The organism is Mesorhizobium sp. M0048 (assembly GCF_040323405.1).
Taxonomy (GTDB): Bacteria; Pseudomonadota; Alphaproteobacteria; order Rhizobiales; family Rhizobiaceae; genus Mesorhizobium.
This window is the reverse complement of sequence record NZ_JAMYUV010000020.1, coordinates 1-15,576: the sequence shown is the minus strand read 5'-3', so window position 1 is coordinate 15,576 and position 15,576 is coordinate 1. Positions and strand designations below refer to the sequence as shown.

Annotated in this window: 10 protein-coding genes and 4 pseudogenes; 8 read left to right on the top strand and 6 right to left on the bottom strand. The window is 61.6% G+C overall.

The window, feature by feature from the left end; translation table 11 throughout:
• Positions 1-301: 301 nt before the first annotated feature.
• The gene (locus NKJ84_RS17955) at positions 302-2,119 is read right to left on the bottom strand and encodes a GumC family protein (RefSeq protein ID WP_352507537.1); all 1,818 of its coding nucleotides are present in this window, start codon (positions 2,117-2,119) and stop codon (positions 302-304) included.
• 823 nt (positions 2,120-2,942) lie between these two features.
• On the opposite strand from NKJ84_RS17955, the gene NKJ84_RS17950 reads away from it, so the two are divergent.
• The 3 genes from NKJ84_RS17950 to NKJ84_RS17940 all read left to right on the top strand — a co-directional run bounded on the left by NKJ84_RS17950 (position 2,943) and on the right by NKJ84_RS17940 (position 6,560).
• Positions 2,943-5,249, top strand: coding sequence for an AGE family epimerase/isomerase (locus NKJ84_RS17950; protein ID WP_352507588.1), 2,307 nt, complete (start codon positions 2,943-2,945; stop codon positions 5,247-5,249).
• Positions 5,250-5,527: 278 nt separating this feature from the next.
• The gene (locus tag NKJ84_RS17945) at positions 5,528-5,782 is read left to right on the top strand and encodes a DUF982 domain-containing protein (protein ID WP_352507536.1); all 255 of its coding nucleotides are present in this window, start codon (positions 5,528-5,530) and stop codon (positions 5,780-5,782) included.
• Positions 5,783-6,332: 550 nt separating this feature from the next.
• Positions 6,333-6,560, top strand: coding sequence for a hypothetical protein (locus NKJ84_RS17940; RefSeq protein WP_352507535.1), 228 nt, complete (start codon positions 6,333-6,335; stop codon positions 6,558-6,560).
• A gap of 502 nt (positions 6,561-7,062) precedes the next feature.
• On the opposite strand, the gene NKJ84_RS17935 is transcribed toward NKJ84_RS17940, so the two are convergent.
• From NKJ84_RS17935 to NKJ84_RS17925, 3 genes and pseudogenes are all read right to left on the bottom strand, one after another.
• Positions 7,063-7,338 (bottom strand): hypothetical protein, encoded by a 276-nt coding sequence (locus NKJ84_RS17935; RefSeq protein ID WP_502896123.1) that lies wholly within the window; start codon positions 7,336-7,338, stop codon positions 7,063-7,065.
• Positions 7,339-7,502: 164 nt separating this feature from the next.
• Positions 7,503-8,170: pseudogene (locus NKJ84_RS17930) on the bottom strand (ATP-binding protein); the annotation flags it as partial.
• A gap of 107 nt (positions 8,171-8,277) precedes the next feature.
• Positions 8,278-9,053, bottom strand: a pseudogene (locus tag NKJ84_RS17925) (Mu transposase domain-containing protein); the annotation flags it as partial.
• A 26-nt stretch (positions 9,054-9,079) separates the two neighbouring features.
• On the opposite strand from NKJ84_RS17925, the gene NKJ84_RS17920 reads away from it, so the two are divergent.
• From NKJ84_RS17920 to NKJ84_RS17905, 4 genes are all read left to right on the top strand, one after another.
• On the top strand, positions 9,080-9,367 hold the full coding sequence (locus NKJ84_RS17920) for a DUF5372 family protein (RefSeq protein ID WP_352507533.1): 288 nt from the start codon (positions 9,080-9,082) through the stop codon (positions 9,365-9,367).
• 212 nt (positions 9,368-9,579) lie between these two features.
• Positions 9,580-10,014, top strand: coding sequence for a helix-turn-helix domain-containing protein (locus NKJ84_RS17915; RefSeq protein ID WP_352507532.1), 435 nt, complete (start codon positions 9,580-9,582; stop codon positions 10,012-10,014).
• 258 nt (positions 10,015-10,272) lie between these two features.
• Positions 10,273-11,025, top strand: a complete 753-nt coding sequence (locus NKJ84_RS17910; protein ID WP_352507531.1) for a recombinase family protein — start codon at positions 10,273-10,275, stop codon at positions 11,023-11,025.
• Positions 10,979-12,352, top strand: a complete 1,374-nt coding sequence (locus NKJ84_RS17905) for a recombinase family protein (RefSeq protein ID WP_352507530.1) — start codon at positions 10,979-10,981, stop codon at positions 12,350-12,352. The genes NKJ84_RS17910 and NKJ84_RS17905 overlap by 47 nt, the downstream gene beginning before the upstream one ends.
• Here NKJ84_RS17905 and istA read toward each other — a convergent pair.
• Positions 12,353-13,056, bottom strand: a pseudogene (gene istA, locus NKJ84_RS17900) (IS21 family transposase); the annotation flags it as partial.
• A gap of 66 nt (positions 13,057-13,122) precedes the next feature.
• A pseudogene (locus NKJ84_RS17895) lies at positions 13,123-13,437 on the bottom strand (tyrosine-type recombinase/integrase); the annotation flags it as partial.
• A gap of 572 nt (positions 13,438-14,009) precedes the next feature.
• Here NKJ84_RS17895 and NKJ84_RS17890 point away from each other — a divergent pair.
• A partial coding sequence (locus NKJ84_RS17890; RefSeq protein WP_352507529.1) for a family 16 glycosylhydrolase occupies positions 14,010-15,576 on the top strand: 1,567 nt, incomplete at its 3' end.

The window sequence follows — 15,576 nt, the reverse complement described above, 5'->3', positions numbered from 1 at the left end:
TGGTCGGGCGCGGGAATAACGGGCAGTGCTATCGTTCTGCTGTCGGTCGCCGACAGTCGAGGTGACTGAACCCAGATCGGGGTTCCCTGATGCGACGGCTTCTCGACGGCATTCGTTGTCATGGGAGGGTCGCTGTTTCGAATTGTTCTCCACACTTTTCCAAGGTCGGAGCTCGTCGGCAAGAAAGGCAAAGGAGGTAGCGTGGCGGTCCTGAACTATCCCCCTAATCCCACGCTAATCCCAAGGAATGATCCCCCACACGCTTTTTGCGACTTTCGAAGGAGAATACCTCGCCATCCGTTCATGCTTTGCGGTGCTTGGCGCGCGCCTTCGTCAGAAGCACGCCAAGGACGGGCGTCCTGCTGGCCTGCAGCGTTCTGACTAGTCCCCGCAACGTTTCGACGTGTACCTTACCCCACTCGGCGAGGATGACCACGCCGTCCAGGACGGATCCGACCATCAGCATGTCGGCTCCCGAGGCAAGTGTCGGCAAGTCGAAGATGACAATGTCGTAGGGGGTAATGTCGCAGGCGGCAAGGTCCGAGAGAAACGCCTCCATATTACGTGGTGCCAGCAGGTTCTTGGCCTGGACGACCGAACTTGGAAGCAGGTCGAACGACCGCCCCGGAGCGCAGACGATGTTGAGCCGGACAGGATCTTGGAACGGTTTGTCCAGGGCGCCCGATGGGCCGAGTAGCCGCTTGGTCATAGCCGGCCGCCAGACGTCGGCGTCGATCACCAATGTCTTCAGGCCGGACATCGCGTAAAGGGTGGCAAGATTGCAGGCAACGGAACTCTTCGAACTGTCATTGGATACAGCGGTTAACCCAAGGAATTTGATCGGGTGGTTGGTTTCCGCAAGGCTGATTTCGGTCCTCGCTTTCCTGAGGCTCTGGCTGTATCGGGAGTGCGGATATCTTGCCACTTCGTCGACGTGGCCTGATGCCCTCCTCCTGCTGATGGCCGGTAGTTCTCCGACGCATTCCACACCTAGATTCTCCCGGATGCGTCGGGGCGACCTTACGGTCCAGTCGAGCGTATGCCTTGCTAACGAAACGCCGATACCGAGAATGAACCCGGAAACCGCCGCGAAAGCCAGCATCAGCTTCGGCCTTGGAGCGCTCGGCTGGAGCGGCGCCGTCGCAGCTGTAATCACCCTTGCGTCTGCAACCGGGTATGACTGCTGGCTCACCGAGTTGGTGTATGCCTGCAGGAAGCTTTCATACATCTTCTGGTAGGTTTCGGCAGTTACCTCAAGCTCCTCAAGCGTCGGGACGGTGTTTGCCCCGTCCTCCGGTTCGCCTTCTTCGCCGACGCTGTAATCGTGCCGTGAACGGAACTCCTGCGCTTTCGCCATGGCCCTGTTCATCTGGGTGCGCAATTGGCGAAGGCGCTTCTCCAGCCATGCGCCGCCTTCCCTTGCTGCCTCGGCCTTTGTTTCGATCTGCTCACGCACGAAAGCATCGGCAGTGGCGTTCGCAATCCTGGCTGCGCCTTCGGGATCAAGTGAGGTGAAGGATATGTTGATGGCGTAGGAAACGCCGACTCTGCGGATGTCGAGGCCTTGGCGGAAAATCAACATGGTGCGCCGGGACTTCTGGTAATCGGTCAGCATCACAGGCGTCTCAGGCACGTCCAAGCCAGAAAACTCCCAAAGCGAGGTGAGCCAAGCGCTTTTCTGGAGCTCGAAAGCTTCAACCAGGATCGCTTTTATTTTCCTGATTCTCTCCACCAAAATCGGAACCTGTGGACGGTTGAACTTGGGATCGTCAACGAGTTTCAACCGATCGAGGACCATGACCGCAATCTTTTCCGACTGCATGACTGCGATCTGGCTTTCCACTTGGGCAGTGTCCAATGACAGATTGACTTCGCCCCCCTCCTGCAGGTGTTGCGGCAGTTTCGGCTCGATCAGGATTTGTGTGCTGGCAGTGAAAGCTGGGTCGGTGGTCAAATTGTGAAACCAGGCCACCAAGACAGCTGCGGCCACACAGGCAATGATCGTTCCGAAATAGCGCCTCAGAAATCCGGCTATATCGGCGAGGCTGATAAACTCCTGACTAGCGGAAGGCTGCAAGTCAGTTGTCGAGGCCCATTGGTGGGGGGATATGCGATCCAATCACGTTCTCCAGCACGCGTGCGGAAAAATCCTGCGCGCACGCCGTCTCGACGCAAGCGGTCCATGGCATTCGGCCGATGTTTTCATGAAAGCGAAGGCCCGGCGTTCCCAGAGTGCCGCAAAAGGCTACCCCTGCGCCAGGAAAGGTAAACGCCGCCAATGGGCGTATAGCCTACGCCCTATGGGAGGGGAGAATGCGCGGCAGGCCTCGTTCTCGATCTGTCGACAAATGATATTGCGGTTCCAACGAGACCCGCCGTCCGCGGTTGATCGCTACATTCCGCGTGAGGTATCGATCTTCGCGCACATACGTTCGGGGTCTCGCCGTTTTCGATCGCCTCCAGTGCGAACGGCGCACAGTCCGTCATCCTTCTTCGCACGGGGGGCGGAGTTCCGCGGATGCCGTTGGATTTCCTTGAATGCCTTCGAGAAGGCGAGCCAAGCGTCAGAAACACCTTTCGCCGACATTCTCGCGGACAAGGAACCCGCGGGCCGCGGCATCTTGCAACGCATCCTTGTCGTCGGCGCCCGAGCAGAGTGCAGCTTCAGGAATACACTACCACGCCTGGACGCGTCATCATTTCGGCCATCGGCATGGATGCTCCCATTGGATGAGGGGGCGCGAACCAGCGTGTTAGGACTACTCGAATTCATGAGGGGGCCTGCGCCCGGCAGCGTGCTAGGGCTGTTCCGCGCCAGGGCGGAGCAAGATGGTGCTGGTCTCCGGCGCGACGTCGCGAGATGTTCGGGGCTCTCGATGCCGAGCGGCGCCGCAATCCAGAGGTCGGAGCCTACAACCAGACATTCTGAGAGGGACTGGACCATGCCGGAGCGGATCGTAAGTTTTGTCATGAGCGGGGGCGTCGGCTCACGGCTGTGGCCGCTCTCGCGCGAAGATAATCCCAAGCAATTCCACAACCTTTCGGGCGACGGCTCCATGCTTGCGAAGACTGTCCGGCGCCTCAAGGCGCGGAGGGACGGCGAGACGCCGATCTACCTGATAGCTTCCGAGCGGCATGCCGACCGTGTTATCTCGGACATCGGTCCGCTTGGCCTAAATGGCGGCAGACCGATTTTCGAACCCGTCGGCCGCAATACCGCCGCGGCGGTGGCCATAGCCACTTTGCACACGATCTCCGGATATGGCGGTGACGCGCTTGTGCTCGTGGTCCCCTCCGACCATCAGATATCGACCGAAACGCAATTCTGGGAAACCGTCGAGGCGGGCATACCCGCCGCCGATTCAGGAAGCATTGTCATTTTCGGCATCAGGCCGACGCATCCCGAAACCGGGTACGGCTACATCGAGGTTACGGCAAATAGTGACGGCGGGGCCGCCGTTTCCGTTTTGCACTTTGTCGAAAAGCCCAATGCCGAGACGGCCCGCAAATATGTGTCTTCGGGAAGATTCTACTGGAACGCCGGCATCTTCCTGTTTCGTGCCGACACGATGCGGAAGGCATTTCTCGACTTCCGGCCGGACATCTGGGACACCGCGGAACGGGCCTATAAAACTGCACGGACCGACGTCTCGGGCATCTACCTGCCCCAGGGCTTCTATTCGGCTGTCCCATCGACGTCGATCGACTACGCAGTCATGGAGCATGCACGCGGTATTGCGATGGTCACGGCTTCCTTCCGCTGGAACGACCTTGGATCGTGGCAATCGCTGCTGGAAGCCAGCCCGACGGACCGCGACGGCAATGTCGTAATCGGCGACGTTGTCGCCCTGGATTGCGGCAACTCCTATCTCCGGAGCCAGGGCAGACTGCTGACAGTCATCGGAATGAAAAATGTGGCGGTGGTGACAACACCGGACGCGGTTTTCGTCGCTCCTGTCAGCCACAGCCAGAATGTCAAGAAAGTCGTCGAACAACTCGAGAAGAGCGGACGACTCGAGACGAAGTTCACGGCGTCGGAAGACCGGGTCATCATCAGCGGGTCATGGCGCAAGCGCGTCGAGCACTGGCTCTTCAACGAAACCCTGCCGCTGTGGTCCACTGCAGGTGTCGACGATGTGTATGGCGGCTTCCACGAGGCTCTCGGTTTCGATGCAAGGCCGCTGGGGAAACGCAAGCGCATGCGCACGATGGCTCGCCAGATTTACGCGTTCGCGGTGGCCAAAGAACGCGGCTGGGTCGGTCCGGCCGACAAGCTCATCGACCACGGCATCGACTTCATCGCGAGACACGGCCGCACCGATCGCGGTGGCTGGGTGCGCACCCTTAATTCCGACGGTAGCGTGGCTGACCCGGCGGAGGACGCCTACGATCATTCCTGCGTTCTCCTGGCGCTTGCCCATGCTCATCGATGCGGCCATCAGGACGCCCTACGGCTGGCACAAGAGACGTTCCATTTCATCGACACCCATCTCGAGGACGATAGCCTCAACGGCTTTCTCGGACCCTCCGGCCGGGACGGGGTGCGGTTCTCGAACCCGCATATGCACATGCTGGAATCCTTCCTTGCTTGGCATGGGGTCACCGGCGACCGTGCATATCTCCGTCGGGCGGCACGCATCGTCGATCTCTTTCGGTGCCATTTCTTCGACCAGGAGAGCTGGACGCTTGGGGAACATTTCGATGTCGAGTGGCTACCGTTGCCGGGAGACGAGGGACAGTGGACCGAACCAGGGCACCATTTCGAATGGGCCTCGCTCCTCGTCGATTTCGCGCGGGCGAGCGGGCAGAGAGACTTGGCAGCGTACGCAAGGAAGCTCTATTCGTCGGCGATCGCCAGCGGATTGAACCGGGCCACGGGGCTGGCTTATGCAGCCGTGTCGCGGCAGGGAATGCCCTTTGACCGGCTCTCCCGCAGCTGGCCGCAATGCGAAGCCATCAAGGCGTCCATCGCCCTGGACGGAATTGGCGGGCCCGATCTGAAACCAGAGATCGAAGCTCGTGTCGCCCGCCTCTTCAAATGGCATATCGATCCCGCACCGCTTGGCTTGTGGGTCGACAGGATTGACGAGCGCGGAAGGTCACTGGCGACTGAGGTCCCCGCGAGCATTTTCTACCATCTCGTGACGGCCTTGATGCAGTATCTGGACAACACCGGAGGACAAGTCGAACCATTCCCGCTACCAGCTTTGGATATGAGCAAGGCCGTTCCGAAGCAGGTTTACGGCTGACCCAACTGTCCGCCATGTGCGAAAAGAGATACCGCGCATGGCGGCGCGACTGGGGTCAGGGAAAACCGCGCCCGACTTCGGCCCAAGCACTGTTAGCCGTCGATTCGGCATGCCGCGGCAAGCGTATACCGGCTTCGTACCGACCGCTCGGACAACCGTCGATAAACGTTTGGAAACAGCCCGTCACGGACTCAGACATGCCTAACAAACGGTTAACCGTCCTCATCGCTGAGCCGGTTAGTAAAGACGAAACCCGCTAGCCGCCCTGAGGTCCCTTCATGGCCCCCCACTGGTTCAACCCTCCGGTCCCCGTCAAGACCGAGCGTCTCGGGATCATCCGCAACGTCAACAACGCCGAGGCAGCCGGCGAGGAGCTGATGAAGTGGACCAAGCGTGGCACTTGCTGGGACCTCGCGGTGCGCGTTTGCATCGCAGTAATTTTCGACGAGATGGAACCTGAGGAGGCCCGCAAGGCATTCCTGGCTGCTGCAAAAGAGGAAGGGACGTTACTCCCCCCAAGGACAACTAGCTAAATTGGATTGCGGTATGAGGTTCTATGTGTCTCTGACCAACACCGCCTCGCGAAAGGAGCCCGGTGAGGGAGAGGCGATGGCCCCCCCACAGTGGCTGCACATCCACGAAGAATCGACCGCTGCGAGCTCTAAACCCGCGAGGGCCTACATCGTTCCCTCATCCGCGCCTACGCGAGTTGCGGCTGACTGGGAAGGGACGCCCCGAACATGACAAAGAGAAACAATGAAGGTCATGCGTCTGTCTCCAAAGCAGTTCGGAAATTGATCCATTCGGAAGACAATCGTCGTCACATACGCAAGCTGTTAAGGCTAGAAGTCGAACCAGAACTGCCGCCGACCCTAGCGTCATTACTCGCGGCTATTGATCGGGCCAAACAGGGGCCGACCGAAGAAGGTACCTAGCGGGCTAGCTAAGCGTTAAACAGAGGCTCGCTCCGTGCTGGTTTCTCTGATCCCCTCTTAGAAAATTTCCTACAAACCTTCCCCTTGATTTTTCCCGACACAGGATCATCAATGTTCCCTTGGGTTATCGCTGAGGTGGAGGCCTCGGATGAACGTTCGGACGAACTGTCGACCCAGCAAAATGACTGCCCATGAGCTTGTTGAAGAGCTGATCTTACAATCCCGTCGCGGCCAAATCATCTCCGTCAAAGAGACTATCGCAGCGGTGCGCCGAGACGGGCCACATCTGGTGGTAAGTGACTGTGAGCTGGTGAAGCTTATTGTCGATGCTGCCCCAGCCTTTGGCCTGTTCGTCGCGTTCGACCTTCGCGAATAGCCTCGTGGCAACCCATTGGTTCTCCCCTCCGGTGTACGTCGGACGACCGAACCAGGTTGTGGGACGAAATGCGGATCGAGGCGCGCTCTATAGGGTCGAGAGGGGCATGGGAGGTCTTCGCGCGAGCCAGTTATCCGATCCCCGCCACAGAAATTCTATCCAAAATTCCCGACTGTTGCGGCCCAGCACCGTACCAATGTACGATTCGTACATGGCATTGATGTCGGTCAGGGAGGGAGTAGAGTCCCCTTCGGCGTGTCCCTGGGGAGGGTTGGATGAGCGTCGCGCAAAGGGTCAGTCCGGTTCTTATGCAAGCAATCTCCACACTCCTAAACAGGGCGGACCGTCGCGACACCGTCTCGATCAAAGCGGCACTACACGAAGCATCGCCTGCATTGCCGACGAGATGGAACCTGAGGAGGCACGGAAGGCATTCCTGGCCGCTGCCGAGGAGGAGGGGTTGTTCCTTTCCTCATGACCAAGTCTCCTGACCGGCCGACCGTCACTCTATGTCCGGCACGTCGCCACCAACAAAGAGTGTCGTCGGCTCGCCGTATTCGCCCAGCGCTGGGTGAGCATCACGCGACCACGCAATGACACCCGCGTGTTTCGTCGCCAGAGCTTTGGCAGTCCTTATTGCCCGGTCTTCGGTCTTTTGCTCGGCTGGCCCATAGACAGGCTGAAGGTCGCCGGTCTCGTCTCGGTCGGACGCGGTGACTTGTGCTGCGGTAGGATGCTCTCTGCCATGCTGACTGCCTTCCTGTGACGCGAGCCTTATTCGGTGTCGCTGGCGTACCATCTTCGGCGGTGCCATCCCCTGTTTGCGCATTTCGCTGATTGTGAGCGGCCATTTCACGCGATGGTGAGCGCTCATTTCATTTGATCGTGAGCAGGTATTTCACGCGATCATGAGCAGCCGCTTCGACCGACCTGTTCATTGATTCAGGTGTTTGCGGCTGCGTCAAGAGCGTGGGCGCGGGCGTTGTGTTTTCGCATGCTTTCTCCGGTGAGTTGAAGGCGGTGAGCGTTGTGGACGAGGCGATCCAGAATCGCGTCGCCGAGGGTGGGATCGCCGATGACGTCGTGCCAGTGCTGCACGGGGATTTGGCTGGTGACGATTGTGGATGCACGGCCATGGCGATCGTCGAGGGATCTCCAGCAGGTCGCGGCGCTCGGCGGCACTGAGAACCGACAGGCCCCAGTCGTCGAGGATGACGAGTTGAACGCGCCCAGCGTCTTGAGCAGCCGTCCATAGCGCCCGTCGCCGCGCGCCAGGGCGAGCGCCTCGAACAGGCGCGGGACGCGATGATAGAGCACCGATCGATTGTCGCGGCAAGCCTTGTGGCCGAGCGCGCAGGCAAGCCAACTCTTGCCCAGGCCGGTTGCGCCTGTGACCAGCAGGTTTTCATGGCGGTCGATCCAGTCGCCGCCGACGAGCCTGGCGAAGACGGCGCGGTCGATGCCGCTCGGCGTGCGCAAATCGACATCTTCCGGCAGGCGCTCTGGCGCAGCGCGGCGAATTTGAGCCGCGTCGTGAGCCGTTTGGTGTCGCGCTCGGCGGCTTCGCGATCGACAAGAAGTCCGATGCGCTCCTCGAACGACAGGGCCTCGAGATCCGGTGATCGTCGCTGCTCCTCGAAGGCTTGGCCATTCCGGTCAAGCCGAGTGCGATCAGCCGTTCATGGGTGGGATGGGTGAGCATTGAGATCTCCATGGTTCAGTGGAAATAGCCCTGACCGCGGATGTTGCCGTGGCGTAGGGGTTGATGGTCGGGCGTCTCGTCGAGGAAAGCGCGATCAAGGCCGTTCTTAAGGATCGAACGGATCGAGGCGACGGAGCGTGCCTGGATGAGGATGCCGCGTTGGCAGGCTGCGTCGACGCGCGCGTTGCCGTAGCTCTTGGTCAGAGAAAGAATGCCGAGACAGGTGCGAAAGCCCTGTTCGGGATGCGGCCGGTCAGCGATGACAGTCTGGAAGAAGGCGGCGGTGGAAAGCCCGATCCTCTCGCCGGCCGCGATCAGTTCCCCCGGCGTCCACTTGCCGTAGCGGCGATGCGCGCTCGGCATGTGATCGGCAACGGTCGTATGGCCGCGCCGGTTGGGCGCACGGGCGTGGCTGGCGATCCGCTGCCCCTTGTGGAAGACTTCGACGGTCTTGTCGGCGACCCGCACATCGACGAGCTCGCGGATCAGGCGGTAGGGCGTGGAATACCAATGCCCGTCAACCTCGACGTGATAGTCGGGCGCGACGCGGCAACGCTTCCAGCGCGCAAAGACGTATGGCTGGTCCGGCAGTTCTCCCAGCTTCGGCCTGTCGATCTCGGCGAAGAGTTCGGCGGGCTGGAGCCGAAGCCGCGCATCTGGCGGGCGTTGAGTTCGGCGACGAGCAGGCGGATGGCGGCGTTCAGCTCCGCCAGACAAAAGAAGCGCTGATTGCGTAGCCGCGCCAGGACCCAGCGCTGGGCAATTTGCACGGCAACCTCGACCTTTGCCTTGGATAAAGCCGTCAACTGCAGCCCGTGTGGGGACGACCGGCCTCACGGTCCGCATTACTCACCCATTCCACCCGCTTAAAGGCCAGAGCTTCGAGATGATCAGCCGCAGCCCGCATTGGGGCGAGGACCGGGTGATTTACCGGGCGGCGGACGGGACCTTACCCACGATTGCCGCCGCAATGACGGACATGGAGCAGCCTGACGCATTCCGGCGCGTCGCCGCCGGGCGCGCGGCCTTCCGGACATCCGACCTATTGGATCTGCTGACGCTTCTGGATCGGATCTCTGCGCCGGCGGAGGCGGAGGATGCGTAAGGTTAAATACGCCGCTTGTGTAAGGCAAATTACGCCGCACCGCTTGCTTGCGCACCGGAGCTATGCCCGCAATTGCAGGACTTATCCCGGGCATCGCGGATCTTCCTTGTTTGACGTCTCATCAAGTAAGGCGTATTTATATTTACGAATCAGTTTGGACGATGGGCATGGCGAATCCAAAGCTAAGACGACGCGACCCAAAGGCCGAGGCCTTGGCCCGCGACGGCGCGCTCAACCCCCACCCCGAGGCCGTGCGCGACACGCTGTTCGCCGGCAATCCCTTCTTCGATGCCAAGGATCTTGTGCAGGTCCGCTACGAGATGGTGCGCCGCCATCACGCCGATCGCGTGCCGATCAGCGACGTCGCCAGCGCCTTCGGGGTGTCGCGGCCGACCTTCTACAAAGCGCAGAGCGCCCTGGCCGAGCACGGCCTCGCCGGGCTGGTGCCCCAGCAGCGGGGGCCAAAGGGCGGCCACAAGATCTCTGCCGAGGTCCTCACCTACATCGACCAACTCAGGGCGACGCGGCCCGACCTCACCGTGCCGCAATGTATCGACGCGATCGCCACACGCTTTGGCGTCAGGGTGCACCGGCGAAGTCTGGAGCGGGCCATGGCGCCCAAAAAAAAACGACTCGATCTGCCCTAACCGTCCGCGCGACCAGCCTCGTCGGCACATACGAACAACTGCGCACCGCGGTGCTCAGCGCCCAGCTGATTACTGGATCAGGGCTGCTCACGCTGCGCCGTCAGGGCATGGTCGCCTGGATCAAGGCCGCATCGACAGCACCCAACTTTACGCCGCCTTGCCCGGTACATCGCCCCCCGTCGGCAGGCGCGATCGCCACCAGCGAGCTCACCCTCATCCTTGCCAGCCTTGTTGTCACGCTAACCGCGGAGCCAGCACATGCCTGACCTCAAAGTCACCGCCGATCACCTGCGGCGCGACGCTTACCTCTACATCCGTCAGTCTACGCTTCGACAGGTCGCCGAGAACGGCGAGAGCACGCAGCGACAGTATGGGCTGCGTGACCGCGCCATTGCCGCCGGTTGGCCGGCCGAACGCATCCACGTTATCGACTGCGACCTGGGCAAATCGGGATCCAGCGCCGTTGCCCGCGACGGCTTCCAGGAACTGGTCAGCGAAGTAGCCCTCGCCAAGGCCGGCGTCGTCATGGGGCTGGAGGTCTCGCGCCTGGCCCGCAACTCCGCCGACTGGCACCGGCTGCTTGAGCTGTGCGCCCTGACCAGCACCCTCATCCTCGACGAGGACGGCATCTACGATCCGGCCAGCTTCAACGACAGGCTGCTGTTGGGCTTAAAAGGAACGATGTCTGAGGCAGAGTTGCACTTCCTCAAGGCGCGCATGCGCGGCGGCCAACTCAACAAGGCAAGCCGCGGCGATCTGAAGATAGGGCCGCCCGTCGGCCTGGTCTACTTGTCCGACGGCATCATCGCGCTCGACCCGGACGCCGAGGTGCAGGCCGCGCTCTGCATGGTGTTCACGACCTTCGAGCGCCTGGGCAGCGCAACCAGAACCGTCAAGTTTTTCCTCGACGAAGGTATTTTGTTCCCGCGGCGATTGGCGCAAGGGACCGCACAAAGGCGAGCTGATGTGGGCGCCGCCGCGGCATGCCCGCATCCTCCAGGTCTTGCATAATCCGAGATATGCCGGCGCCTTCGTCTACGGTCGAACGCGTGGTCGGCCGCGGCCGGGCGGCGGCGTCTCGCAGATCAAGGTTGGTATGGCCGAGTGGCGGTTCGTGATCCCCGACATGCATCCGGGCTATATTGACTGGGAGCGCTTCAAGGCCAAGCAGCAGCGTCTCGCCGACAATGCGCAAGCCTACCGAATGCAGCGCCACGCCGGACCGGTTCGCGAAGGATCTGCCTTGCTCCAGGGCAGAGTTCTCTGCGGCCTGTGTGGCGGGCGCATGGGCGTCCATTACAGCCAAGAGCATGGTCAGCCTGTCCCGACCTATATCTGCCAGGAGACCGCCACCCGCCGAGGCGGCAAGGTCTGCCAGTCCGTGCCCGGCAAAGTCGTCGACCCGGCAGTGGGTGCATTGCTTGTCGAGCTGATGACGCCGATGACGCTTGAGGTCACCTTGGCGGTGCAGCGCGAGCTTGAGGCACGCGCCGCCGAGCCGGACACTTTGCGCCGACAACATATCGAGCGAACGCGTCATGACGCCGAGCTCGCCCGGCGCCGCTACATGAAGGTCGATCCCGACAATCGCCTCGTTGCCGACACCCTCGAGGCCGAGTGGAACGAGAAGCTGCGGCTCCACACCGACGTCCTCGAGGACTATGAACGACGCGCGCCCGAGGAAGCCGCCGCCCTCGATGCCGAGACGCAGCAACGCGTCCGCGATCTTGCCGAGCAGTTCCCCCGGATCTGGAGCGATCCTCGAGTCGACATGCGCGAGCGCAAGCGCATCTTCCGTCTGCTGGTCGCCGACGTCACCTTGGTCAAGGCCGAGACGATTACCGCAAACGTGCGACTCTCCGGCGGGGCGACCCGCACCTTGACGCTCGACCGGCCTTTGCCGATCGCCCAGATCCGCAAGCTCAAGCCCGAGCTCGTCGCCGAGGTCGACCGCTTGCTCGACCGTCATTGCGATCGCGAGATCGCCGATATCTTCAATGAACGCGGTCTGCGGACCTGGGAAGGCAAGCCGTTCAATCTCAAGAAGATCGGCTTCATCCGCGGAGCCTATAACCTGTCCAGCCGCCGCCAGCGCCTGCGGGATTGTGGTATGCTCACCACCCAGGAAGTGGCCGAGCGCTTCGCTATCGCCGAGACCACCGTGCATCAATGGGGGCGCCAGGGCCTCATCACCAAAGTCTACAGCGACAATCTCAACCGTGGTCTGTGGGACATTCCTCATGACCTCGAGATCGTCAAAGGCCGCCCGGGCCGAAACGCCGTTCCCGCCCGCCGTACCTCAATTACCGTGCCGTCAACCGAACAGGACTCATTATGAAACAATTGCCTTATCCTTCGGGCGTCTCGGCCTCGCCGCGAGCACTGCGGTGCCGTAATGGCTTGCCATCTCGGCATAGGTTCGGTTGAGGCCGGGGTCGTAGCGATCGGGGTTGGTGACGGCAGCCTTGAGATTTGTCGCAGATCACGAACTTCGGCACGCCGCCCAGAAAGGCAAAAAGGTTCGTGTGCACGCCGATCCAGTCGGACAGGCTCTCGCTCGGGCACGCCTCGGCGTAGGTGTAGTTCGAGGCGCCCATCGCCGCGACGAACAGCTTCATGGAATGCGCTTCGCCGGTGACGGGGTCGAAGATGTCGATAGTGTCGCCAGCGAAATCGACAAACACCTTCTCGCCGCCCAGATGCGTCTGGCGCATCGTCAGGCGCGCGTGCCCTTTCCAGGCCTCGAAGGTCGTGCAAAACCACGTATAGCCAAAGCCATCAGGGTTGGCAGCGCAACTCCTTCTCCACATAGCTCCAATCGGGCACCGGCCGCCGAGGGCTTTGCGAAGCCGCCTTCGGCGCCGGGAAGAGCAGCAGCTCAAGCCCTTCGTCATCCATCCCCTCGGGCAGCGGCCAGCTCAGCCCGGCAAGACGGGCACGCCGCAGGTAACCATGCACGACCCCATTGCTCACCCCGAGCGTGCGCGCGATGGCGCGCTCGGTCAGGCCTTGGGTTGCGGCTCGGGAATAGCTCGGCAGCATCACGCCGCGGCGCTTGCCCACTCGCCACCAGGCGCGCAACAGATGGAGCAGTTGCGGCGACAGCATGGCGTGACGATCCTTGCGCCCCTTGCCCTGCTCGACACGGATCAGCATGCGCGTCGAGTCGATGTCACTCACCTTGAGCGCCACGATCTCCGACACCCGCAACCCCGCCCCGTAGGCCGTGCCGAGGGCGGCCTTGTACTTCGGACCTGGTGCGGCTTCGAGCAGCCGCGCCACCTCCTCGACGCTCAGCACCAGCGGCAGCTTGCGCGGCTGGCGGATGACGGTGAGACGGCGCGCGAGATCGGGCCGGTCGAGCGTCACGGTGAAGAAGAAGCGCAGCGCCGAGACCGCGCTGTTGATCCCCGGCGGCCGCATGCCGCTCTCGGTCTGGTGCAGTTGGAAACGGCGCAGGTCCTCAGCGTCGCGGTATCAGGCGAGCGCCCGATGAAGGCTGCAAACGCCTTCACGCAATGGATATAGTCACGGCGCGTATCCTCGGTGAAGCCGCGCATGGACATGTCTTCGATCATGCGCTCGCGAAGCGGGCTGCCGGATGGATGCGTAGGGACGGTCATCGGATGCTCCTCTCAAGCTGAAGGTTGACACTTCATGCTCGGAGGCCGATGGCCGTCCGTCACCCCTGATCGATTAAAGCCTCACCGATGCTGCCGATAAAGCGCAAGCCTCGAAGCCCGCGCCATCCCGCGAGCGGGTCGTTCACTGACCCCTAATGGTCATTCCGGAGGCGAGATTGCAGGTCCGAATCGGATTGAGAAAACGGACGTTCGGCCATCCTATCTGCGCCGACCGTCGCGCCACCCCGCTGGCGAGACGCCCGTGAGCCTCTTGAAACCCCGACTGAAGGCCGCCTCCGCCGGCCTACAAGCCTACGGTGAAGGCCGCCTTGTCGCCTTAGGACGAACATTGCAAGTCCGGGGAATAATCCTATGACGATTCCGCGCGTGGAAGTGATCACCTCGGTGCAGCGCCGGCGGCGCTGGTCGCGGGCGGTGAAGGAGCGGCTGGTTGCGGCGCGTTCGAGCCCGGCGTTACGGTATCGGAGGATACGCAGTATCGTGTGCCGGCTACGTCAACCGATTTGCGACATCTCCCAAATTTCTCGTGAAATGTTGGGGATAACCGTACTGGCCGCATTGCGAATGGGTGTCCACTACACGATTAGGCCTTGGTGGGGTAACCACAAGAATGTTGAGAGAACGAGGTGCCCATCAATGGCTGCGACGGATCTTCCTGGCGATTGGACCGGACAGTACAAGGGATCGAAACTGAACCTCTCGGGGTTCAAGCTTTCCTTTTCTGACGAGTTCAACACGCTTGATGTCGTGCCGAACAACGGCATCGGCAAGTGGTTCGCGCCTGTTCACGCCCCCGCTGGGGCCGCAAAGTACATGCCGCCGGTCGGAGAAACCAACCCGTTCTCCGTCTCTGACGGGCTTCTGACGATAACCATGAAGCAGGTGGACGGCGCCTGGCAGTCGGGAACGATGCAAACGGTTAACAGCGCCGGCGAGGGTTTCGCGCAAGAGTACGGGTACTTCGAGATGCGCGCCGCCTTTCACGGCGGGGCGGGAGCCTGGCCGGCCTTCTGGATGCTGCCGCAGGATACTTCTGTAACGCGTCCGGAAGTCGACATCGTTGAAGCGTATGGGGGCGATCCCGATGGTCATCACCGGGCGGTGCACTTGAGCAATAAGGAAAGCCACGCTTGGGAAAGCGACTATACGCGCCTGGCCGATTCGATGTTCGACGGGGCGTTTCACACCTACGGCGCGAGGATCACGACGGACTGGATCACCATGTACTATGACGGCAAGGAGCTGAGCCGCTTTCCAATGAGCGACTTTTTCCGCACGCCGCTCTATATGCTGGTCACGCTAAGCATGTATTCCTCCGGGGTCGAGCAGGCTTCCGGCACGTACAAGATGGTCGTCGACTACGTCCGCGCCTATGCCGCGCCGAACGTGATGGAGCAGCACCTGACCGGGACGGATGCGGCGGATATCCTGAAGGGCGGCAATTTTGACGACGTTCTGGACGGCAGAGGTGGTGCTGACAGAATGTCCGGCGGTCTGGGCAACGATACCTACCGCGTCGATAACGCATTCGACGTCGTCATTGAGGCGGTGGGCGGTGGCACCGACAAAGTACTGGCCTCGGTAAGCCATGCCCTTGCGGCCGGCTCGCAGATCGAGCTTCTCGCCACCATCAACGCGTCCGGCACCACGGCAATCAACCTCACCGGCAACGAGTTCGCCCAGACCATCCAGGGCAATGCCGGCGCCAACATCATCAACGGCCGCGGCGGCGCCGACACGATGACCGGCTATGGCGGCAACGACACCTACTATGTCGATAATGCCGGCGACAAGGTCAACGAGGCAGTGGGCGGCGGCACCGACAAAGTACTGGCCTCGGTAAGCCATGCCCTTGCGGCCGGCTCGCAGATCGAGCTTCTCGCCACCATCAACGCGTCCGGCACCACGGCAATCAACC

Excerpts from the sequence above, each read along its gene's own strand:
- NKJ84_RS17950 (WP_352507588.1), top strand. The coding sequence starts at position 2,943 with ATGCCGGAGCGGATCGTAAGTTTTGTCATGAGCGGGGGCGTCGGCTCA.
- NKJ84_RS17945 (WP_352507536.1), top strand. The coding sequence starts at position 5,528 with ATGGCCCCCCACTGGTTCAACCCTCCGGTCCCCGTCAAGACCGAGCGT.
- NKJ84_RS17940 (WP_352507535.1), top strand. The coding sequence starts at position 6,333 with ATGAACGTTCGGACGAACTGTCGACCCAGCAAAATGACTGCCCATGAG.
- NKJ84_RS17910 (WP_352507531.1), top strand. The coding sequence starts at position 10,273 with ATGCCTGACCTCAAAGTCACCGCCGATCACCTGCGGCGCGACGCTTAC.
- NKJ84_RS17905 (WP_352507530.1), top strand. The coding sequence starts at position 10,979 with ATGTGGGCGCCGCCGCGGCATGCCCGCATCCTCCAGGTCTTGCATAAT.